Raw genomic sequence first — 22,375 nt, 5'->3', positions numbered from 1 at the left:
CCAATCCCAATGTTTCATTATTTGTTCAGAAAAATAGTTCTTATTTTTTTGATATCAATTTCTTTTATATTTACCTCGGCACAGGTCTATTCCGGAATAGACATGGAGATTCGTAATGAATCTTCTGCAGATAAGCCCAATATTGTAGATCTGGTGGTATTGGTGAAAAATGAAACTTCTTCAAAATTTAACGGGAATATTTATATTGATGTTCCTAAAGGATTTAGAAGTGTTTCCGGAAATCAGATAAAAGTAGAGCTGAATGTTGGAGAAAAAAGATTTTTACCCGTAAAGATACTGGTAAGCAATGATGCAGGATCTGGAGAAGAGGAAATTATATTTAGCTGTACCAATTCTGCAAACGAACTCATTGTAAAAAAGAAACTCACTTATAAGGTACAGGAAAATAATGCTCTCAGACTGAATGCTGAAAATCCTCTTATCTACATGAATGAGAATAACATCAACGATTCTGTAGAAATAAAAGCAAGAGTAACCAACATGGGTAATAAAAGACAGGAGGTTACAGTAGTCTTTAAAATTCCTGAAACCGCGCAGGGGACTATTTTTGTAGAGAGAAAGGGAATTGTTGATGTATTAAAAGATACTGTATTCAGCTTCAAATTTATTCCTGCTCATATTCTGAAATCGACACAGATGACGGTAAACATCGTCGGATTTAGAGAACCTGAAAAAGAAATTTTTGGAAATACTTCTGTTTCCGTGCAGAATATTTCTTCTACGCAGCGTTATCGTGATATGCAGCCTCTGACAGGTTATACCAGTTATGCAAAAAACAGTATCACAGCTAGCTATAGAAGAATTGGCGATAATGCGGATATGTACCAGTTAATAGGATCGGGAGGATTCAACCTTCCTGCAGGTTATGTTTTTATCAGTGGAAATATATATGCAATGAATAATCAGAGCGATCCGATAGTAAATAATACATATATTTCTTATCATAGGGGAAATTCTGTAGTTACATTAGGAAATGTAAATAAATCGCTCGAAATGCCTCTGTTTGGTAGGGGTGCGGAATATAGTTTTACCTCTGCGGATAAAGATAAAAAAGTAGAGATTGGATTTATTGATCAGAGTTTTAATTTGATTGACAAAACACCTTTCCTGCAAAATGGTTATGGTTTGTATGCCAAAGGGACAATTGGGGCTCAGAATACTTCCCGAAGTATCTCTGGTGTGTATGTTTTTAGAAATGATCCTTACGAAAAGGCTGATCATAATCTCTTAGGAACAGATGTGCAATATCTTTTCAGTAAAGACTGGAGGCTGAATGCAAAATTATATTCAGGGATGAGTTTTTATGAAGCGGATCACTCTACAAAACCTTCTCTTGGAGTAGAATCTCAGTACTCAGGTATAATCAGTAAAATAAACCTTAACGGAAGTTATTTCTACAGTACAGATTACTATCCGGGCAACAGAAGAGGTGTTTTACAGATACAGCAAAGTTTCTCCAAGAATATCTTTAAAGAACATTATTGGTATGCTAACATCCTTGTTTCTGATTTTTCTCCTAAATATTTTTCTTATGATTATAATATAAGGTCTAAAAATCTGAGATTGGATACCGGAATTAATTTTGCTAAAAAAGGAGATTTTGGTTGGGGAATAGGATATCAGTATCAGGAAGAAACATCTAATAACTATAACGCTTTTCTTGGAATATTAAATTCTTTTGAGCAAAACCAATTAAAGGCTCAAAGATTAACAGAATATACGAACTGGACGAGCCCTGATAAAAAGCATTCTTCGATTTTAGGGATCGAAGCAGGGTTAGTTACGTATCCTGATATGGAGAAACCAAAATTTCAGATGAAACTATCAGGGAATTATGGATATAAGGCTTTCAGCTTTAGTTATATATATCAGTACGGAGCCTATTTTCTTTCCGAATATGCATTTTCAAAAGTAATGAACAAAACAGAAGATTATAAAAAGCTCTCTTTATCTGCTTTTTATAATAAGGCTTTTTTTAAGGATAAAATTAATCTTACTTCGGGAGTATCTTATACAGATGATATTCTGTACGGTAAAGCTCCATCCGCTTTTTTTAACCTGAAATATTTAGGAAAACAATATGGACTTTACTTAAACTCATCTTGGTATAAATATTCTGTAGGAAGTTTGCATAATAATATGCTGACAATTGAAGCTGGAGTTACGCTTAATCTTCCAACCAATACATTAGATCCGGGTAAAAAAGGAAGCATAAAAGCTTTCGTTTATTATGATAATAATGATAACGGAAGATATGATGAAGGAGATGAAGCAGCTGATGGATATGTTATTATGATCAATACTATTTCATTCAAAAGTAATAAAGAAGGGAATATTGAATATAACCAGATTCCTTATGGGAAATATCGTTTAAAACAGGTAATTCAGCAGGGTTGGTACTATGATGAAATGGATATAGAAATGAATTCTCACCGACGTTCATTAGAAATACCGCTTCACAGAAACGGAACCATTCGTGGAAAAATAACCTATGATTTTGATGCTAAAACCGCACAAGAATTTAACCCCAAATTAGGAGGAGTTATCATTAATGTTTTTCAGGGAGAAAAGCTTCTACAAAGAATTTCTACAGATGAAAACGGAGAGTTTTTAGCATTTCTGGGAACCGGAGAGTATAGAATTTCTTTAAATGAAAGTACCCTTCCTGTAAATACATATTGTGAACAGACCTATATAGATACGGAAAGTATGGCTGGTAAAATATCTGTACTTCATCCGTTCGTTATAAAAGTGAAAGAAAAGAACATCCGGGTAAAAAAATTCGGGAATTAAATTCATATCTTTTCAGCCTAATCTTTTCAAGATGTGGTTGATATTTAATATAGCGTTTAAAACTATATCTGCTATATTTTATATCTTTGTAGGTAATTCGAAAATGGTGAAAAAATATCCTTGGTGGAAAGCTTTAATGGACTATAGTTTAGCATTGATTATAGTCGTGCTTTTTATTCCTTTGTTTATAATATTGGTAATTTTAACTTCTATTGACACGGGTTTTCCGGGTATTTTTACACAAAAAAGAGTTGGACAGGAAGGAAAGCTTTTTGTGATCTATAAGTTTCAGACCTATCATTCGAAGACTTCACGAAAGTCTAATTTTGGAAAATGGATGCGTAAAACCAAATTAGATGAGCTTCCACAGCTCTTCAATATCCTTAAGGGGGATATGTCTTTTATCGGACCGCGTCCTGATATACCGGGTTATTATGATCTGCTGAAAGGTGATGACCGATTAGTATTAGGATTAAAACCAGGACTTACTTCTGAAGCAGGTATTAAATACAGAAATGAATCAAAGATTCTTGAGAGTCAACCATATCCATTAAAGTATAATGATGAAGTACTTTTTCCGGATAAAGTGAAAATGAACTTAAAGTATTATCATCAGCTTTCTTTTAAGACTGATATTCTTATTTTGCTCAAAACGTTTTCGATTTTCAAAGGATAATATTTATAAAGGGAAAAAGTTATTAAGGTATGAGTTATATGCTGAAAGGTTTTCTATTAATGATCGGTTTGTTTTCGTCTACTTTTTTAAGTGCCCAAACCGAATTAAAGGTCAATACATTATTTGTTCCTATAGGAATTTATAATATAGGAATTGAAAAACCGATAAATTCTAAAGTTTCTTTACAAGCCGAAACGTTTATATCACCTTGGAAATCATTTCTTGGAAAGAATCTTCAGATCTAAATAGATGATTATTGTTAAATGCGATTTTACTTTGTATATTGATAAATTAAGTCAGATAATGATAACTAAAATAGCAATTAACAAGAGGAATAGGCCAAGCTTTTTATAAAAAAAATATATATTTGCAGGATTTCAGATAAAATTCTGAGAGAATGTATAATTGATGTGATAATCCGAAAAAATGGATAAAAAATATTTAAAGGAAGAAACTAGTATAAAGGAAATTTTAGCTCCGTATTTAAAAAATTGGAAATATTTTGTAGCGTCAGTAGCGTTGATGTTTATTTTAGCCGTTTTTTATATGAAATCTACGGTGCCTATATATAAAGCTCAGACTTCAGTTTTGATTAAAGATGCTAAAAAAATGTCTGTTGCCTCAGGAGATATTGGAGTGCTTCAGAGTTTAGGTGGCCTTAGTGGAATGGGAACGAATAGTATTGAAAATGAAGTAGGAGTTTTTCAATCTAAAGCAATTGTAGAAGATGTTTTAAAAGAGCATAATTTTCAGACACCGGTATATGCTAAGCAAACTTTTTATAATTTAGAGCTTTACGGGGCATCCAATCCTTATATTATCCATATTATTCAGGAAAAAGAAGATGCGGATCTTCCTGAAAAATCTATATCTATTAAAAATGAGGGAAATGACATTGTATTATCTTCTGAGGAGTGGAAACAAGACATAAAAACTTCGTTTAACAAAACAACGGTTTTGCCTTTTGCTACAATAATGATTGGTAAAAACCCAAGCTATAGGGCGCCTAAAAAAATAAATTTATCTGATATTTTCTTCATTTATAATAGTTTTGATAATACTGTAAATGATTTTCAGCAGGCTTTGGCAGTTGATTTACTGGATAAAGATGGTACCATTATTAGCCTTGCGGTAGATTTTGAAAATAAAGAAAAAGCGAAAGATTTTCTTAATGGTTTAGTAAGGCAATATAATATCTACGCAATTAGCGATAAAAATATTGAGTCTAAGAAAACCAAAGATTTTATTGATAAAAGAATTGCGCTTATTTCTAGTGAATTAGGAGATGTTGAAACACAAAAAGAAGGATATAAGGCCAATAATAATATTGTAGATTTACCATCGGAAGCCCGAATTAATCTTCAGTTAAAAGAACAGAGCAAAGCTCAGATATTGGAACTGGGTACTCAGTTAGAACTGAATAAAATTCTTCAGAATACCCTTAATAAAAAAGGTAAAGGTGATGTTTTGCCAATCAATATAGGATTGGAAAGTGACGCCGCAGCAAAATCAATTCAAGATTATAATACGCTTGTATTACAGAGAAACAAATATCTGGAAAATGCTACTCCAGATAACCCATTGGTAAAGGAGCTAAATAAGCAGATTGAAGAAATAAAATCTTCTTTATCACAATCTTTACAAAAAAATGTAATTTCTTTAGAATTAGCCAAGAGAAAAGTAGAAAGTCAGCTTGGAGGTTCTGAACATATGATCAGCAAAATACCAACTCAGGAGAAGTTATTCAGAAGTATCGAAAGACAACAGCAAATAAAAGAAAATTTATATTTGTTACTTTTGCAGAAAAGGGAAGAAGCCGCGATCACTATGGAGATTACTGCGGAGAAAGCAAGAGTTATAGATAAAGCATTTGTATTTAAAAAACCTGTTGCACCTAAAAAATTAATGATATTGGGAGCATTCGTTTTATTGGGTGTTTTGATACCTCTAGCATGGATATATTTAAAAGGTCTTCTTCAGAGTACAATTATTAAGAGAGCTGATCTCACAAAATTAACTAATCTGCCGGTAATTGCTGAAATTCCAAAACTGACAAATAAAGACAATATTCTAGTACACTTTAATGATGTTTCTCCTATTGCTGAGGCTTTTAGGATATTTGTTACAAATCTAAGATTTCTTCTGCCCGGAAAAGAATCTCCTTATACTATTATGATTACTTCTTCTGTAAAAGGAGAAGGAAAAACTTTTATTTCTACCAATTTGTCAATTATATTGGCTTCTTCTAGAGATAAAGTCCTAGTAGTAGGAGCAGATGTAAGGAATCCACAACTTCAGCGTTACAATCCTTCTATGAAATTGGCAAAAGGCTTGACGGAATTCTTAAGTGGAGATGTTTCAGATGTTAATGAAATTATACATTCAAGCGGATATAATGAGAACTGTGATTTTATCTATTCGGGTTCTATACCTCCCAATCCAACAGATCTTTTACAGAATGGCAGACTGGATGAGCTTTTATATGTTATTAAAGAGAAAAATAAATATAAATATATTGTTTTAGATACAGCCCCTCTTTTATTGGTTACAGATTCTTTCCTTATTGCTGATAAAAGTGATGCCATTGTGTATGTTACAAGATCTGAAATCTCTGAAAAAAGCTATATAGAGTTCTTAAATCATTCTATTGAAGACAATAAACTTAAGAATGTGGGTATTGTTCTGAATGGTATCAAAGAATCTAATTTCGGATATGGAAATAAATATGGATATGGATATCATGCTGAAGAAAAAAAGTGGTGGCAAAGATATTTTTAAATAAAATTTAAAAATATCTTTAGTAAAAGAATATTCAAAATTTTAGAATCAGTATATACAATTAAAATAATGCTATCCTCAAAAAAAATTACAATAAATGCTTTTTCAGCAGTAGTACAAGTAGTATTTACAGCTTTATTGTATTTTTTTTTATATAAGTACCTGTTGACCACGATTGGAGTGCAACAATTAGGAATATGGTCATTAATATTATCGTTTTCTTCTATTGCTAATCTGGCTAATTTAGGAATGACTTCGGGATTGGTAAAATTTGTTGCAGAGTATATTTTAGACCATGATAAAAGTAAATTGGGAAAACTGATTTTTACTTCTGTTCTATCAATGTCAATTCTTTTTATAGGACTAAGTTTAATTATTCTTTCTGGAGCAGAGTTTTTTTTAAAGTATGTAATTGATAAACAATTTTTAAGCATTGCATTGGAAATACTTCCTTATTCTCTAGCTTCACTTTGCATCAATGCAGTAGGAGGGGTTTTTACTTCCGTTTTGGAAGGGTATCAAAAGAATTATATCAGAAATTTTATTTATGTGGTCTCAGGGATGATTATGTTTGGTGGGGCAATTATATTAACTCCTGTATATCATCTTAAAGGGGTTGCCATTGCACAACTTATTCAGTCTGTTTTTATTTTTCTTGCAGCCTTAGTATTTACTGTGAGAATTAGCCCAAATAATAAAATGCGTTATTGGAAATGGAACAAAGACTCATTTAAGGAACTTTTTAATTATGGTTATAAATTTCAATTGGTTTCAATCAGCCAGCTTTTATATGAGCCGGCTACGAAACTTCTTTTGAGTAAATATGGCGGGCTTGCATTGCTTGGACATTATGAAATGGCCACTAAAGCTGTCAATCAGTTTCGGGCTTTATTAACGAGTGCAAATCAGGTCGTAGTTCCTGTTGTTGCCGAAAAAGCTAAAACAGAAGGCTCTTCTTTTTTACAAAGCTTTTATATAAAAATGAATCGTATTTTACTTTTATTTAATTTGCCATTATCTACTTTTTTAATTTTAGCGACTCCTATAATTTCTTTACTGTGGCTAGGTAGTTTTAATTTTGATTTTATTTTTTCAATGTTTTTTTTAGTGATCTCCACTTTTATTAATATTATGTGTGGACCGGCCTATTTTAGTTCAATGGGAGAAGGGAAATTGAATGTATTAGTGATCGTTCATGTGAGTATGGCTGTTATTAATATTATTTTAGGAATAGTTTTAGGTTTGTATGCAGGGGGATATGGAATTATTTTAGCATGGACAATTGCTCTTTCTATCGGATCGATAGTGGTCATTATCAGCTATAATAAATCTTTAAAAATTAATTTCTTTGATGTTTTCCGAAAAGAAGAAGCTAAATTATTATGGGTTAGTTTGTTAATTATTATTATAAATGTTCTTTCATATCAGATTATTTCTGCAGAAAGAAATAATCTGAAAGTGATTTTAGGCATATTTTCACTATTTTTATATTTACCTGTTATTTTTAGAAATGAAAATGTTAAACAATTAATTTCATCCATAAAAAAATAAAAAGGAATGTTTGATAGATCTTATTTACAAAATCCCTTTTCTAATTATTTGAAATGGTTGGTTACGAAAATAAAATACCAATCTAAGTATGAGTACCTTAGACTGGGATATATGTCTAAATTAATTAATGTTGTTTTCGGAAAATACAATTGGATTGGGAATAATGTAATTATCATAAATTCTTCCATTGATGATTTCTCATACATTGCCGAGAGTTCGGTAATCTGTGAAACTAAAATAGGAAAATTTTGTTCCATAGGACCCAATGTCAGAATAGCACCGGGAAAACATCCTACCCATACATTTGCCAGTACACATCCTTCCATCTATTCTAACCCATCTAATCTTTTGAAGAATTTTTCTAAAGAAGATATTTTTGAATATAAAAAAAATGTCATGATTGGTAACGATGTATGGATTGGAGCAAATGCAATTATACTTAATGGAGTTAAAATCGGGGATGGAGCCATAATCGGAGCAAACACTGTTGTCACATCTGATGTAGAATCATACGCAATTGTTGTAGGCTCACCCGGTAAATTGGTAAAATATAGGTTTCTGCAGGAAGAAATTGATTATTTGTTAAAATTAAAATGGTGGGATAAAAGCCATGAATGGATACAGCTGAATTCTGAAAACCTATGTGACATAAAAAAATTGATTAACCTTAATCCATTGCTGTAATGATTTACTATAATTTAGTATTATATCCACTAAATAAAATGAAATTCGGAGCTTTTGGATATAGATCTTCGGTCAAAAATTGTATTCGGATAGAAAAGCCTAAAAATATATTTATAGGTAAAAATGTTTCTGTTGGTAAATTCGCATGGTTAGCTGCTAATCCTTTAACTGGTTATGATAATTGTAAATTGGAAATAGGGGACAATACCTATATAGGAAATTCTTCTCACATTTATTGTACCAAAAGTATTATCATTGAAAAGTCCGTGCTTATTGCAGACAGAGTTTATATTTCGGATAATCAGCACGGATATAAGGATATTAACCGTCCTGTGATTGAGCAGGCAATTGTTCAGCTTTCTGATGTTATCATAAGGGAGGGTTCATGGATCGGGGAAAATGTTTGCATTTCCGGAGCGAGTGTAGGTAAAAACAGTATTGTAGGAGCAAATTCTGTTGTTACAAAAGATATTCCTGATTATTGTATTGCGGCAGGCGCGCCGGCAAAAATTATAAAGCGTTATTCATTTGAAAAACAGGCATGGTTAAAGACAGATGCTAAAGGCAATTTTATTGAATGATGAAAAAAAATATATTAATTACGGGAGGGGCAGGTTTTATAGGTTCAAATATAGCATTGAAACTTATAGAAAGAGGATGGAACGTGACGGTTTTAGATAATCTGTCACCACAGATTCATGGTGATAATCCCGAAATCACTTCACCTCTTTACAAAAGTATATTTGATAAAGTCAGATTTATAAAAGGTTCTGTCACATTAATAGATGACTGGATGAACGCTGTTAAAGATCAGAATGCAATCATTCATTTGGCGGCGGAAACAGGAACCGGGCAGTCGATGTATGAAATTCAAAAATATACTGAAGTAAATATAGGAGGAACGGCTCGTATGCTCGATATACTTGCGAATACCTCTCATCAAGTGAAAAAAGTTATTATTGCTTCTTCCCGGGCGATATACGGAGAGGGTAAATATAAATGTCAAGAGCATGGGACTGTATATCCGGTCGAAAGATTAGATCAGGATATGGCAAAAGGAGATTTTTTATGTAAATGTCCTATATGCCACCAAACTGTTGAAATACTCCCTACTACAGAAGATAGTAAAATTCATCCAACCTCTGTTTATGGTATTACTAAACAAAATCAAGAGCAGCTGGTTTTAGCGGTATGTAAATCTTTAAAAATTGCAGCCGTTGCCTATCGATATCAAAACGTGTATGGTCCCGGACAGTCTTTGTCGAACCCATATACAGGAATACTATCTATTTTTTCTACCCGAATTAAAAACGGAAATGCAATCAATATCTTTGAAGATGGTAAAGAAACAAGAGATTTTGTTTTTATAGATGATGTTGCAGAAGCCACTATTCTAGGACTGGAAAAAGAAGAGGCCAATGGTGAAGTATATAATGTAGGAACTGGTGTTGCAACGGATGTGGTAATGGTTGCCGAAACCTTATCTAAATTCTATCAACAGCAAGTCCCAATACAGATTTCCGGAAATTATAGATTAGGAGATATAAGACATAATTTTGCAGACATATCCAAAATTAAGAAAGAATTAGGTTTTGAGCCACAATGGAGTTTTGAAAAAGGAATAGAAGCTTTTACAAGTTGGGTTAATAAACAGCAAATTCCTGAGGATAAATATGAAGTATCTATTGAGGAGATGAAAAACAAAGGCTTGTATAAATGAGTGAAAAAATAGGTATAGTTACCGTTTTATATAATAGTGAATCTGTTCTTGAAGAGTTTTTTGAGACCCTAAATACGCAGACTTATACCAATTTTGTTTTGTATGTAGTCGATAATCTTTCTCCGGACAACTCTTTGTTGTTAAGTGAAAAATTAGCATCAAATTATGAGTTTGAAACTGTAATTATTAAGAATAATGCAAACTATGGCGTTGCTAAAGGAAATAATATAGGCATAGGAAGAGCTATTGAAGATCAATGTGATTTAATATTATTATCTAATAATGATATTGCAATTGAAAATGAAGCCCTTATAAAATTGCTGACAGGTCTACATGAGCATAATGCAGATATGGCAGTTCCGAAAATATATTTTTATGGTACCAATACAATCTGGGCAGTAGGGGGAGGTTATAATAAACGCAATGGAATTACGGTACAATATGGGCAGGAAGAGGAAGACAACGGACAGTTTAATCTGGATAAGCAGGTAACCTATGCGCCGACTTGTTTTATGCTCATAAAAAAAGAAGTGTTTGATAGTGTAGGAATGATGGATGAGAACTATTTTGTGTATTTTGACGATACCGATTTTGTATACAGGGCTCTGAACAAGAAGAAAAAACTATGGTATATATCGGATTCAATTATTCAGCATAATGAATCTACCTCAACCGGAAAAATGAGCGATTTTTCAGTAAGATTTCTTTGGCGGAATTTAATTTATTTCGCACTTAAAAATTATCATTCTTTTTATGCGACATATGTTGTAGTGTACAATTTTTTCTACATTTTAATTATATTGTATTTCAGATATTCCCGGCATCAATGGCTGGTCGCTTTGAAAGCTTATAAGGAAGGACTGAATTTGTATATAGATAATAGATTATCAAAAAAGAAGACTAGTTTTTAAATTAATTATAGAGAGTTGATTGTTAATCATTTATTTATATTTGCAATTAACAAAATATCTGAAAATGTGATAATTCATGGAGCCTACTTTTAGTTTTACATATTCAATCCCATATATTATTCTTTTTTTGATTTATTTTGTTCTTTTTCTTTGGGAAAATAAATTAAGAAATAGTGACGGAGATATAAAAATAATCAGATACTTAGGTATGTTGATATTTTTTATTTTTTTTGGATTTAGAGGGTATATTGATACAGATTTTGCTGTTTATTATCCATTATATGAAACAGCACCTACTCTTTCTGACTTTCGCGGGCTTTCTAATTTTTTCTCAGGAGGTGAAGATTTTCTTTTGAAAGTGGAACCGGGTTTTAAAGTGGTATTGGTTCTTCTTAAGAGTATTAATAAAAGCTATTTTTCACTGCAAATCGTTTCTTCTTTTATAGATGTACTATTTCTCAATTATTTTTTTAAGAAATATTCTCCTCAGTATATACTGGGTTTCATAATGTTTTTGATATTTTCAGGTTTGGTTATAGAAATCAATCTGATTAGAAATTCAAAAGCAATCTTTCTTTTTATCTATTCTTTACAGTTTATTAAAGAAAGAAATGCTTTTAAATATTTTATATGTAATGGAATAGGATTGCTTTTCCATTCCTCTGCGATTTTTTATTTTCCTCTTTACTTTTTTCTGCATAAAAAGTTCGCTCCTGCATTTGTTTGGGGGACTTTTATACTGGGAAATGTGTTGTATTTGGGACAGATTAAATTTATCACACCGATAGTTATTGCAATTGGGAATTTTTTTGGAGGATTTTATGCTATCATGGCAGAAGCGTATTCAAAAAGCAGTATGTATAGCTATGGATATGGAATTACAATAGGATACCTGGAAAAGTTCTTAACCTTTATCATATTTTATAAATCTTATGATAAAATAGGAGAATATATAAAAGATGAAAAATTGCTTAATATTTTTTTCAATCTGTTCTTTATATTTACGACAACCTACTTGTTTTTATCCGAATATTCCGTTCTGATTGACAGAATGACAACCCTTTTTGTAGTTTGTTATTGGATATTGTATCCTTATTTATATGTTGTACTCAATCGGGTGGTAAAAATTATCTTTACTTTTGTATTGTTATTATTTGGGATTTTGAAGATGTATAAGGCTAATAATTTTATTATTAGAAAATATGAAAATATCTTATGGGATAAACCTACGATCAGTAGAGCTTATTTTATTTTTAATAAACATATAGATAAGATTCTTGCTCCAAAGAAATAAATAGTATAAACGGAAAATTTCACAATGAAGGTTGCTTTTTTATCTACATTTGCTTTAGATGCCAATATTTCTTTGATTCATGCACTCAGGAAAAAAAATGATGTATATTTCTTTACAGAAGCACTTCACGAAGTATATAATTTTTTAAACAAAGAAAAATTAAAAGAAAATATTTCGAAAGGGACGGAAGTTGATGAACTCTCCCGTTTCCATGAACTTATAGATCTTGATAAGACCTATGTCATAAAGGGAACACGTACTGTAAATATTCTTAAAAAGCTTTATATCTCATATAAAATAAATCTATATTTAAAAAAAATAAATCCTGATGTGATTATTATAGATAATTACATGCTTACCTATTTTTTTTCAACATTATCATACCGTAAGAAAATGTTGCTCATTGTACATGATCCGTTTTTACATTCAGGTGAAAACTTTATGATGGACCGTATGTTACGAAGCCTGCAGTTTAGTCTTATAGATAACAAAATACTATTAAACAAAAATCAAAAAAAAGATTTTATACAGCACTATAACTATAATCCCGATAATATTTATACTTCTTTTTTAAGTGTATATGATTATTTAAGATATTGTAAAACGAATAATTCTTCTCCTCCTTCTGGGTTTAATCTGTTATTTTTTGGTAGAATATCACCTTATAAAGGAATCAGATTTTTATTAGATGCTTTTGTGAAGATGATAGACCTTCAGCCTGATGCAGATATGACACTCACTATTGCAGGAAGTGGAAATTTTGATTTTAATATTGAAGTTTATAAACAATACCCGCAAATAAATATCCTGAATGAGTATATTTATCCTGAAAATTTAGCGGATCTTATTTCTCAGGCTTCGGTAGTCGTTTGTCCCTATACAGATGCTACCCAAAGCGGGGTGATTATGTCTGCTTATGCGTTTAAGAAACCTGTGATTGCAACTAATGTAGGAGGACTGCCGGAGATGGTGGAAGATAAGAAAACAGGATTGATAATTGAGCCCAAAAGTTCTGATGCCATTTATAATGCTGTATGGGAGCTTTACAAGAATAAAGGCGTATTAGACGAAATGTCCCGGAATATAGAGAAAGTATATTTTGGAGGAGAAAAAAGTTGGGCAAGTTCGGCAAATCAATTTATGGATGCATTTACAAAAATAATAAAGAAATGAAAGTAAGTGTATGTCTGGCGACTTATAACGGTGAGAAGTTTATATTAGAGCAAATTACTTCAATCTTGGAGCAAATCGGAAACAATGATGAAATCATTGTTTCCGATGACGGTTCTATTGATAGTACATTGGAAATTATAAAAAATATTAAAGATCATAGGATAAAAATTTTAATTAACAAAGGTGAAAAAGGTTATACACCTAATTTTCAAAATGCATTAAAAGAGGCTCTCGGAGATGTTATTTTTATATCTGATCAGGACGATGTTTGGTTACCAGGAAAATACACTGCTGTTTTAGAAAGTTTGAAAGTCAACGATTTAGTAGTAACAAACTCTATGGTTACAGATGAATTTTTAAATGTAACTAATTCTTCTTTTTTTAGTATATATAATTCAGGAACAGGAGTTTTTAAAAACTTAATTTGCAGTACTTATTATGGGTGCTGTATGGCATTTAATAGAAGAGTTTTAAACTATTCTATGCCATTTCCTAAAAATAAAGAAGTTGCTATTGACTTATGGCTGGGATTAGTTGCAGAAGTTGTAGGAAAAGTAAAATTTATTGAAAAACCTTATCTTCTTTATAGGAGATCAAATAATACAGTAACTCAATTGGGAAGTTTGCTAACCAGAAGTGATAGACCTCTTCATATGAAATTTTATAAAAGATGGCTTACATTTATGGAACTGCTAAAAGTTGGTATTCCTTATAAATTGGGTATACAAAAATAATCCTATATAAAGTATATATGAGATCAAATTCTATTTCTAAGAAATATAAAATGATTTTTATAATCATTTCTTTTTTTTCTTTTCATATAGCCAGAAGCCAGAGAATAAAAGATTCTGTAAGTTTAGAAATTGATTTTCTTAAAAAGGCGGGTACTATTCACTCAATGTCCGGTTTTTTACATTATGATGATATTAGAGCACTTCAAAACAATATTATTGCATTACAACCCAAATATTGGAGAGTCGGCTGGTCTTATAAATCGGTCTCAGATATCAGTTATCTAAGGAGCTTTAATATTACTCCTATTTTGGTTTTGTCAGATATTTATGCATATCCAGGCAAAAAAAATAATAAAGAATGGCCTCATCCTTTGTATACAGATAGGTTAAAAAATATCATAACAGCCGAATACCAAAAATTTAAAAATACGGTCATCTATGATATCTGGAATGAACCTTTTCATCAGGAAGGTTTTGGTGATTTTGACACGGAAGAATATTATCAGATTTTTAAAAAGGCTCATGATATAATCAGATCTTTACCGGGAGGAGAAAAGGCTTTACTAACCGGACCATCTTTTGATCGATATGATGAAAAGGAAATAGAGGGTTTTTTAAACTTTTGTAACAAAAATAATATAAGAGTAGATGTTTTGTCCTGGCATGAATGGAGAGATCAGGATTATTTAAAAGATTTCTCGAAAGATATTAAAAAATTGAAAGAGATCATTTTGCCTAAATATTCCAAGGTGGGAATTAAGAAAATCGTTTTAGGTGAAATCATTAATCAGTATTCTCAATTCTCTCCCTCAGAAATACTTGAAGTATTCAGGTATTTGGAGAGCAATGGTATAGATGGTGCCTGTAAAGGCTGTTGGGCCGAAAGCAACGGTGTTTTTAATTGTAATAATTCCATGAATGGATTACTGAATAAAGACGGGAAGCCCAGATCGGTTTGGTGGGCTTATAAGCTATATAATCAAAGTATTAAGAACAGGGTGAAGTTTACTTCTAATTATGAACATGTTTCTGCATTTGCATCTTATGATAATAGCGGAGAATATATTTTAATCAATAACAATAGTGGTAATAAGGTTGTTAATACTAAAATTAATCTGAAAAATTTATCAAGCTTACATAAAAATGTTAAAACCTTAGAATTGAAGGTATATAAGATTCCTGAAACAAAAGAGTTACCTTTAGAAAATATAGTTTTTTATGAAAAACAGAGTGTTAAAGTAAGCAAAGAAGGGGCTACAATTACTATTGCAGAGATGAGTCCCAAGACGTTGTATTATGTGATGATTTCAAAATAGTTTTGAATGATGTCATTTGATTAGGTATTAATAAAATTGTTATTGGTTTTGGAAAATAAAATTAAGATCGTTCAATTTGTAGAAGCTTTTGGGGGAGGGGTCTATACTTATGTGAAGGATTTGAGTAACTTCTTAGCAACGCATCAATCTGATATTAATTGTGAGATTCATTTAATTTATAGCCCAAATCGTGTAGAGCTTGATAAAGAATTATTTCATAAAGAAATTCATTCTGATGTTTTTCTCTATGAGATAGATATGCAGCGTTCCATAAATCTGAAGAAAGATACAATCGTTATTCAAAAGACAAGGAAGATCTTAAAAAAGATAAAACCTGATATTATTCATCTTCATTCTGCCAAAGCATGTGTTATCGGAAGGGTTGCGTGTTTGGGACTGGTATCAAAAAATAATGTTTATTATTCACCACACGGATATTCTTTTGTTCAGCAAAATATTTCAAAAGCTAAAGTTTTATTTTTCAAATTTATAGAATGTGCCATGCCTTTATTATTTGGTGGAACTACTGTAGCTTCTGGAAATACGGAATTTGAATTGTCAAAAAAAATAGGTAAGTCTGTATTGGTAAGAAATGGGGTCGATTTTGATCTGCCAGAAAAAATATTCTCTCCTCAGGTAAATTCTTCTTTAACCATAGGAACGATTGGCAGGCTGACTCCTCAGAAAAATCCAAAGGCCTTTAATGAAATTGCCTTAAAAATGCCTGATGTCAATTTCGTATGGATTGGAAACGGGGAGCTTATTGATGAAATTACTGCGGAAAACATAACTGTAACCGGCTGGGTCAGAACAAGAGAGGAACTTTTACAAAAAATCAATTCATTAGATCTTTATTTACAAGTTTCGTTATGGGAAGGATTACCCATCGCAATTTTAGAAGCCATGGCAATGAGAAAACCCCTGGTGGTAAGTAATGTCATAGGAAATAAAGATACAGTAGACAATAATTATAATGGTTTTGTTTATGATACAATTGACGAAGGGATAAAAAAAATTAAGTATTTTTTTGATGAAAAAAAAAGAATTGAAATGGGAAATAATTCATATCAAAAAGTATTTAAGGAATACAATAAAAAAAATAATTTTTTGAAGCTTATTAACATTTATAAAGGAATAATAAAATAACAATTACTTACTCAACTATTTTTTATATTTGTGCTTATTTTAAAATTAATGGTATTGGATCAACAAAGAATGATGATAAAATTATGAAAATAAAATCTACTTCACTTAAAGATTGCTATATTATAGAACCCACTGTTTTTGAAGATGACAGAGGATATTTTTACGAAAAATTCAACGAGCAAAAATTTAATGAGATTACAGGAATGAATGGTCATTTTGTACAAGATAATATTTCAAAATCCAGTTATGGTGTTCTTAGAGGACTACATTTACAGAAGGGAGACAAAGCTCAAGCTAAATTAGTCTCTTGCCTGGAGGGAAAAGTTCTTGATGTTGCAGTAGATTTACGTGAAGATTCTCCCACGTTTGGAAAATGGTTTTCGCTTGAATTGACTGCCGAAAATAAATTACAATTATATGTTCCTAGAGGATTTGGGCATGGTTTTTCTGTTTTGAGCGAAACAGCAGTGTTCTCTTATAAATGTGATAATTTTTATGATAAAGAATCCGAAGGTGGTGTTCTTTGGAATGATACTGATTTAAGTATTGATTGGCAGTTACCATTTGAAGATATTATTCTTTCAGAAAAAGATAAAGTTCAACCTGTGTTTTCTTTGAAAAATTTTTAATATATTCGAAACTGAATAAGAATTAATAACCCAATTTTTAATTTACGTTGAATATGCAGCAACTTTAAAAGTTAGAAGAATCATAATCGGATTATGCTAGTTTATTTTTTTAAACATTTACCCAAAATCTTTCTAATTGGGGATTATATTATTATCAATCTTTTTTTGATTCTGGGGAAATTATATGTTTTAAACTCAGATAAAGGAGATTTGGTTCAAAGCTATATTACTCAATTTATTCTTTTAAATATTTCTTGGTTTGTTATTACAACAATGACTAAACCATATAAATGTCTTAAAATAAAAGAATCTTCGCTGCATTTTAACGCATTGACAAAATCTTTTATTTTACTAGCCTTATTTTCGGCAATATACTTTTGTCTTATTCTGCCAGTAAAAATTAATTATAGAAATGTAATCCTTTATTTTCTATTAATTGGTTTCTTTATGACACTTACAAGATTTGTTTTGTTTTTATATAGAAAAAAAAATAGAATTAAAATTGGGCGAAAATTCTATTCTTTGAATACAGTGCTTGTTGGAGAGAATAAATTGTCGACCTCCTTGTTATCAAATCATGATCTGAGGAATTCTATGGGAATAAGAGGTACTTATACTGCTGGAGAAACAGAAACTAAAAATAAATATTTAGGGAGAATAGATAAACTATTTGAAGATTTAGAAAATTCTAAAATTAATAATATTATTTTTTGCGATAGTAAGATTGAAGTTGAATTATACAAACAGATTGTTGAGGTTGCTGAACATAAAATGATCAGAATTTATATGGTTCCTGATTTTAAATATCTGAATCTTGGACCGCATTATTATGATGTCGTTCACGAGATTCCTTTCTTAAAACTAATAAGAGAGCCATTAGCAAATCCCAAAAAACAAATACTGAAAAGAACATTTGATATTGTCTTTTCTTTCTTTGTCATCGTATTTATTCTGTCTTGGCTTATTCCTGTTATTGCTTTAATTATAAAACTCGAGAGTAACGAATCTGTATTTTTCAAGCAGAAAAGATCAGGGTTGAATAATGAACCCTTTGATTGTATTAAATTCAGAAGTATGACGGCAAATGAAAATGCAGATTTGGAAACGACTAAAAAGAATGATGCAAGAGTAACAAAATTTGGGGCATTTATGAGAAAAACGAGTATAGACGAATTGCCGCAGTTTATTAATGTTTTTCTTGGTGATATGTCGATTGTCGGTCCGAGGCCGCATATGTTGTCACAGACGGAAACATATTCAAAGATCACTAAAAAATATATGACCCGCCATATTGTAAAACCCGGAATTACGGGGTGGGCACAAGTAATGGGTTCCAGAGGAGAAATATTTTCTCACAGAGATATGGAAAAGCGTATTGAAAAAGACATTTGGTATATTCAGAACTGGTCTTTTTTCCTGGATATTAAAATCATTTTTCTTACCTTATATAATATAGTAAAAGGAGATGAGCAGGCTTATTGATTAGAAATCCGGAATATTGGACTGAAAAGATTCAACAGAATACTAAAAACCACTTTTTTAAGGTGGTTTTATTTTTTTAATTTATCCTTTTTAATATTTTGTATCTTTGCACCCTGAAAAATAGAAAGATGCGAACAAAATCTGTAGGTAAAAAGAAAATTAATGTAGTCACATTGGGATGCTCCAAAAACGTGTACGATTCTGAAGTTCTAATGAGCCAGCTTAAAGCCAATGGTAAAGAAGTGGTACATGAGGATAAAGGAGATATTGTAGTGATTAATACCTGTGGATTTATCGATAATGCCAAGGAAGAATCTATCAATACTATTTTAGATTATGTAGATGCAAAAAACAGAGGAGAGGTTGAGAAAGTTTTCGTAACTGGATGTCTTTCCGAAAGATACAAACCAGATTTGATAAAAGAAATACCTGATGTAGATCAATATTTCGGAACCAGAGATCTTCCTATTCTTTTGAAACATTTGGGAGCAGATTATAAGCATGAATTAGTAGGAGAAAGATTGACGACTACTCCAAAACACTATGCTTACCTTAAAATATCAGAAGGTTGTGACAGACCTTGTTCGTTTTGTGCTATTCCATTGATGAGAGGAGGACATGTTTCTACTCCGATTGAGAAATTAGTAAATGAAGCAGCTAAACTTGCCAAAAAAGGAACCAAAGAATTAATCCTTATTGCTCAGGATCTTACGTACTACGGATTAGATATTTATAAAAAGAGAGCTTTGGGAGATCTTCTGAAAGAATTGGTAAAGGTTGAAGGAATCGAATGGATCAGATTACATTATGCATTTCCAAGTGGATTCCCGGAAGATGTATTAGATATTATCAGAGAAGAGCCTAAGGTTTGTAACTATATTGATATTCCCTTACAGCATATCAATTCCGATCTTCTTAAATCGATGAAAAGAGGAACAACTCATGAAAAAACGGATGCTTTATTGGCTAAGTTCAGAGAGAAGGTTCCTGATATGGCCATCAGAACTACGCTTATTGTAGGGTATCCCGGAGAAACACAAGAAAGATTTCAGGAGCTTAAAAACTGGGTAAGAGAACAGAAATTTGACCGATTAGGCTGCTTTACTTATTCGCATGAAGAAAACACTACAGCTTACGTTTTGGAAGATGATATTCCACAGGAAGTAAAAGAAGCCAGAGTAGAGGAGATTATGGAGCTTCAGTCTCAGATTTCCTGGGAAAAGAATCAGGAGAAAATCGGAAAGACTTTTAAATGTGTCTTTGACAGGAAAGAAGGTAACTATTTTATCGGGAGAACAGAATATGATTCTCCGGATGTAGATAATACCGTTTTAGTATCTGCAGAAGATACCTATATCTCTATCGGGGAATTCGCCAATGTAAAAATTACCTCAGCTGAAGAGTTTGATCTGTACGGAGAACTTGTATAGAATAAAATGAATATAAAATAGACCAGTGATTATTTCATTGGTTTTTTTATTAATTATAATATGTTTTAAAATGCTTTAAATTATTGATTATTAAAGGGTTTTTCAAATTAAAGGAAATGAATTATGCTGTAGCGAGTTAATTAAATTAACTTTTTGCTCTTTTTTTTAACATTTTTTAACACTATGGCTTAAAGTGCCTGAAAATAGGGAGTTATAGATTAAATTAATATTTTATTAACTTTTTATTAACTAATTTTAACATTTTGAATAGGTGTGTATAGATTATCCTGTTACTTTTGCTCCGTCATAAACCCCCAAAATATTCAAAATGATGAAAAGATTCATTCTCGTAATCATAATGATGATTTCAACCTTTGGTATTTTCTCTTTTACGAGTAATACCACAGATGCGAAAAAAACAAGTTATGCATCGTACTACCACGATAAATTTAATGGTAGAAAAACAGCTAGCGGTGAAGTATTTGATAATTCAAAATTCACAGCAGCAAACAGAACGCTTCCATTTGGGACGAACATTAAGGTCACCAATTTGGACAATGGAAAGTCAGTAATCGTAAAAGTAAATGATAGAGGACCTTACCATTCATCAAGAGCATTAGATATGTCTAAAGCCGCGTTCGATGAGATCGGAAATACCAATCACGGTACGATTCCGGTTGAATATGAAATTGTCGATTAAACTTATGATTTTAAAAGTAAAGCCAACTGAATTCAGTTGGCTTTTTTATTGTATGACTTTCAAAAATAAATTTAGAAAAATATCTTTTAAAGATTTAATTCTACCAAGGCTGGACAATGATCAGAATGTACTGCTTCTTTTAAAATGACAGCTCCTGTAAGCTTATCCTTTAAAGCATAACTTGTAAAATTATAATCGAGTCTCCATCCTTTGTTTTTTGCTCTCGAATTTTGTCTGTAGCTCCACCATGTATAATTGTCCGGATCCTGATTGAAAAATCTGAAACTGTCTATGAGTTCACATTCATTAATAAAATTGGTGATCCATTCCCTTTCCATAGGCAGGAAACCGGAAACATTTTTTAAACGTACCGGATCGTGAATATCTATCGCCTCATGACAAATATTAAAGTCACCGGAAATAATAAGATTAGGAATGGTCTGCTTTAAGTTTTTGATATACTCTAAAAAATCGTTGCAGAACTGCATTTTAAAATCTAGTCTTTCAATATTGGACGCAGAAGGTACATATACTGAAATCGCAGAATAGCCGTCAAAATCAGCTCTTATAATTCGACCTTCATTATCATAGCTTTCAATTCCGCAGCCAAACTCTACGTGATTGGGTTTTATTTTTGACGCAATTCCAACGCCGCTATAGCCTTTTCTTACGGCGGAATGCCAATAGCTGTGATATCCTAGCTTTTCAAGACTTTCTATATCTATCTGATCGTTACCTGCTTTACTTTCCTGGATGCAGATAATATCCGGATTAGCGGTTTTCAGCCATCCTAAAAAATCCTTGGTAAATGCCGCGCGTATTCCATTTACGTTGTAAGTAATTAATTTCATTTTTGAAATATATCAAAAGCCTGTTTAAAAAACAAATGTCGGCTCAAAGCCGACATTTAATTTATTTAATTCCTTTAAAAACTACTTTTCCGTCTTTCGAAAGTTCGTTTTCCAGTCCTTTACCTCTTAGTTCCCAATGATCATTTTTATAATAAATTCCCGAGCCGGCTGGCTGACCTTTCAATTCAATAGTTTCACCTTGATAAACAATAGTTGCTGTATTTTTACTATTGTCAAAAGTAAGATCAATGCTTTTTCCATCGGTATCAGTAGATTTTGCTTTTACAATAGGATTATTCTTTACTGCTGCAGAATCTTTTGGTGTAGCGGCAGACAGATCTGAAGTACTTTTTTGTATCGAATCTGAAGTAATTACCGTTTTTGTCGAATCTGAAGCAACTTCTGAACTCTTACTGCTTTCTTTTTTACATGAAACAAGTGATAAGGCTGCCAATGCAGGTAAAATTAAAATTGATTTTTTCATTT

20 protein-coding genes are annotated in these 22,375 nt (G+C 31.5%); 18 read left to right on the top strand and 2 right to left on the bottom strand.

Annotated features, from left to right (window positions below):
* The first annotated feature begins 48 nt into the window (after positions 1-48).
* The 18 genes from P0Y62_09080 to P0Y62_08995 all read left to right on the top strand — a co-directional run bounded on the left by P0Y62_09080 (position 49) and on the right by P0Y62_08995 (position 21,038).
* Entirely contained in the window at positions 49-2,814 is a 2,766-nt protein-coding gene (locus P0Y62_09080; GenBank protein WEK71707.1) for a hypothetical protein, read from the top strand.
* A gap of 103 nt (positions 2,815-2,917) precedes the next feature.
* A complete protein-coding gene (locus P0Y62_09075; protein ID WEK71706.1) occupies positions 2,918-3,490 on the top strand; it encodes a sugar transferase in 573 nt (190 codons plus the stop codon).
* A 29-nt stretch (positions 3,491-3,519) separates the two neighbouring features.
* A complete protein-coding gene (locus P0Y62_09070; protein WEK71705.1) occupies positions 3,520-3,735 on the top strand; it encodes a DUF3575 domain-containing protein in 216 nt (71 codons plus the stop codon).
* Between the two features lie 181 nt (positions 3,736-3,916).
* Positions 3,917-6,268, top strand: a complete 2,352-nt coding sequence (locus P0Y62_09065; GenBank protein ID WEK71704.1) for a polysaccharide biosynthesis tyrosine autokinase — start codon at positions 3,917-3,919, stop codon at positions 6,266-6,268.
* Between the two features lie 69 nt (positions 6,269-6,337).
* Complete coding sequence (locus tag P0Y62_09060) at positions 6,338-7,819, top strand: oligosaccharide flippase family protein (protein WEK71703.1); 1,482 nt, start codon at positions 6,338-6,340, stop codon at positions 7,817-7,819.
* A gap of 111 nt (positions 7,820-7,930) precedes the next feature.
* Positions 7,931-8,503, top strand: coding sequence for a CatB-related O-acetyltransferase (locus P0Y62_09055; GenBank protein WEK71702.1), 573 nt, complete (start codon positions 7,931-7,933; stop codon positions 8,501-8,503).
* Positions 8,503-9,084 carry an acyltransferase gene (locus P0Y62_09050; GenBank protein WEK71701.1) on the top strand — a complete coding sequence of 194 codons (582 nt, stop codon included), beginning with the start codon at positions 8,503-8,505 and terminating at the stop codon, positions 9,082-9,084. The genes P0Y62_09055 and P0Y62_09050 overlap by 1 nt, the downstream gene beginning before the upstream one ends.
* Positions 9,081-10,223, top strand: coding sequence for a GDP-mannose 4,6-dehydratase (locus tag P0Y62_09045; protein ID WEK71700.1), 1,143 nt, complete (start codon positions 9,081-9,083; stop codon positions 10,221-10,223). Before P0Y62_09050 ends, P0Y62_09045 begins: the two co-directional genes overlap by 4 nt.
* The gene (locus P0Y62_09040) at positions 10,220-11,134 is read left to right on the top strand and encodes a glycosyltransferase family 2 protein (protein ID WEK71699.1); all 915 of its coding nucleotides are present in this window, start codon (positions 10,220-10,222) and stop codon (positions 11,132-11,134) included. The genes P0Y62_09045 and P0Y62_09040 overlap by 4 nt, the downstream gene beginning before the upstream one ends.
* 208 nt (positions 11,135-11,342) lie before the next feature.
* A complete protein-coding gene (locus P0Y62_09035; GenBank protein WEK71698.1) occupies positions 11,343-12,428 on the top strand; it encodes an EpsG family protein in 1,086 nt (361 codons plus the stop codon).
* Positions 12,429-12,452: 24 nt separating this feature from the next.
* Complete coding sequence (locus P0Y62_09030) at positions 12,453-13,601, top strand: glycosyltransferase family 4 protein (GenBank protein ID WEK71697.1); 1,149 nt, start codon at positions 12,453-12,455, stop codon at positions 13,599-13,601.
* Entirely contained in the window at positions 13,598-14,335 is a 738-nt protein-coding gene (locus P0Y62_09025) for a glycosyltransferase (GenBank protein WEK71696.1), read from the top strand. The genes P0Y62_09030 and P0Y62_09025 overlap by 4 nt, the downstream gene beginning before the upstream one ends.
* Positions 14,336-14,385: 50 nt before the next feature.
* The gene (locus P0Y62_09020; protein WEK71695.1) at positions 14,386-15,651 is read left to right on the top strand and encodes a hypothetical protein; all 1,266 of its coding nucleotides are present in this window, start codon (positions 14,386-14,388) and stop codon (positions 15,649-15,651) included.
* A 48-nt stretch (positions 15,652-15,699) separates the two neighbouring features.
* On the top strand, positions 15,700-16,797 hold the full coding sequence (locus tag P0Y62_09015) for a glycosyltransferase (protein WEK71694.1): 1,098 nt from the start codon (positions 15,700-15,702) through the stop codon (positions 16,795-16,797).
* Between the two features lie 83 nt (positions 16,798-16,880).
* Positions 16,881-17,426 (top strand): dTDP-4-dehydrorhamnose 3,5-epimerase, encoded by a 546-nt coding sequence (rfbC, locus tag P0Y62_09010; GenBank protein ID WEK71693.1) that lies wholly within the window; start codon positions 16,881-16,883, stop codon positions 17,424-17,426.
* Between the two features lie 93 nt (positions 17,427-17,519).
* Complete coding sequence (locus P0Y62_09005; GenBank protein WEK71692.1) at positions 17,520-18,908, top strand: exopolysaccharide biosynthesis polyprenyl glycosylphosphotransferase; 1,389 nt, start codon at positions 17,520-17,522, stop codon at positions 18,906-18,908.
* 128 nt (positions 18,909-19,036) lie between these two features.
* The gene (rimO, locus tag P0Y62_09000) at positions 19,037-20,338 is read left to right on the top strand and encodes a 30S ribosomal protein S12 methylthiotransferase RimO (GenBank protein ID WEK71691.1); all 1,302 of its coding nucleotides are present in this window, start codon (positions 19,037-19,039) and stop codon (positions 20,336-20,338) included.
* A gap of 328 nt (positions 20,339-20,666) precedes the next feature.
* Positions 20,667-21,038, top strand: a complete 372-nt coding sequence (locus P0Y62_08995) for a septal ring lytic transglycosylase RlpA family protein (GenBank protein WEK71690.1) — start codon at positions 20,667-20,669, stop codon at positions 21,036-21,038.
* An 86-nt stretch (positions 21,039-21,124) separates the two neighbouring features.
* Here P0Y62_08995 and P0Y62_08990 read toward each other — a convergent pair whose 3' ends face one another.
* Positions 21,125-21,889 carry an exodeoxyribonuclease III gene (locus P0Y62_08990; protein WEK71689.1) on the bottom strand — a complete coding sequence of 255 codons (765 nt, stop codon included), beginning with the start codon at positions 21,887-21,889 and terminating at the stop codon, positions 21,125-21,127.
* A 61-nt stretch (positions 21,890-21,950) separates the two neighbouring features.
* On the bottom strand, positions 21,951-22,373 hold the full coding sequence (locus tag P0Y62_08985; GenBank protein ID WEK71688.1) for an MliC family protein: 423 nt from the start codon (positions 22,371-22,373) through the stop codon (positions 21,951-21,953).
* Positions 22,374-22,375 lie beyond the last annotated feature (2 nt).

The organism is Candidatus Chryseobacterium colombiense, from assembly GCA_029203185.1.
GTDB lineage: Bacteria > Bacteroidota > Bacteroidia > Flavobacteriales > Weeksellaceae > Chryseobacterium > Chryseobacterium colombiense.
Note: the sequence above shows the minus strand (reverse complement) of the source record. Positions and strands in the feature narration are given on the sequence as shown.

Coding starts and splice junctions, on each gene's coding strand:
- P0Y62_09060 (WEK71703.1), top strand. CDS start 6,338: ATGCTATCCTCAAAAAAAATTACAATAAATGCTTTTTCAGCAGTAGTA.
- P0Y62_09005 (WEK71692.1), top strand. CDS start 17,520: ATGCTAGTTTATTTTTTTAAACATTTACCCAAAATCTTTCTAATTGGG.
- P0Y62_09035 (WEK71698.1), top strand. CDS start 11,343: ATGTTGATATTTTTTATTTTTTTTGGATTTAGAGGGTATATTGATACA.
- P0Y62_09045 (WEK71700.1), top strand. CDS start 9,081: ATGATGAAAAAAAATATATTAATTACGGGAGGGGCAGGTTTTATAGGT.
- P0Y62_09075 (WEK71706.1), top strand. CDS start 2,918: ATGGTGAAAAAATATCCTTGGTGGAAAGCTTTAATGGACTATAGTTTA.
- P0Y62_09070 (WEK71705.1), top strand. CDS start 3,520: ATGAGTTATATGCTGAAAGGTTTTCTATTAATGATCGGTTTGTTTTCG.
- rfbC (WEK71693.1), top strand. CDS start 16,881: ATGAAAATAAAATCTACTTCACTTAAAGATTGCTATATTATAGAACCC.
- P0Y62_09065 (WEK71704.1), top strand. CDS start 3,917: ATGGATAAAAAATATTTAAAGGAAGAAACTAGTATAAAGGAAATTTTA.
- P0Y62_08985 (WEK71688.1), bottom strand. CDS start 22,373: ATGAAAAAATCAATTTTAATTTTACCTGCATTGGCAGCCTTATCACTT.
- P0Y62_09055 (WEK71702.1), top strand. CDS start 7,931: ATGTCTAAATTAATTAATGTTGTTTTCGGAAAATACAATTGGATTGGG.
- P0Y62_09050 (WEK71701.1), top strand. CDS start 8,503: ATGATTTACTATAATTTAGTATTATATCCACTAAATAAAATGAAATTC.
- P0Y62_09040 (WEK71699.1), top strand. CDS start 10,220: ATGAGTGAAAAAATAGGTATAGTTACCGTTTTATATAATAGTGAATCT.
- P0Y62_09030 (WEK71697.1), top strand. CDS start 12,453: ATGAAGGTTGCTTTTTTATCTACATTTGCTTTAGATGCCAATATTTCT.
- P0Y62_08990 (WEK71689.1), bottom strand. CDS start 21,889: ATGAAATTAATTACTTACAACGTAAATGGAATACGCGCGGCATTTACC.
- P0Y62_09020 (WEK71695.1), top strand. CDS start 14,386: ATGATTTTTATAATCATTTCTTTTTTTTCTTTTCATATAGCCAGAAGC.
- P0Y62_08995 (WEK71690.1), top strand. CDS start 20,667: ATGATGAAAAGATTCATTCTCGTAATCATAATGATGATTTCAACCTTT.
- rimO (WEK71691.1), top strand. CDS start 19,037: ATGCGAACAAAATCTGTAGGTAAAAAGAAAATTAATGTAGTCACATTG.
- P0Y62_09025 (WEK71696.1), top strand. CDS start 13,598: ATGAAAGTAAGTGTATGTCTGGCGACTTATAACGGTGAGAAGTTTATA.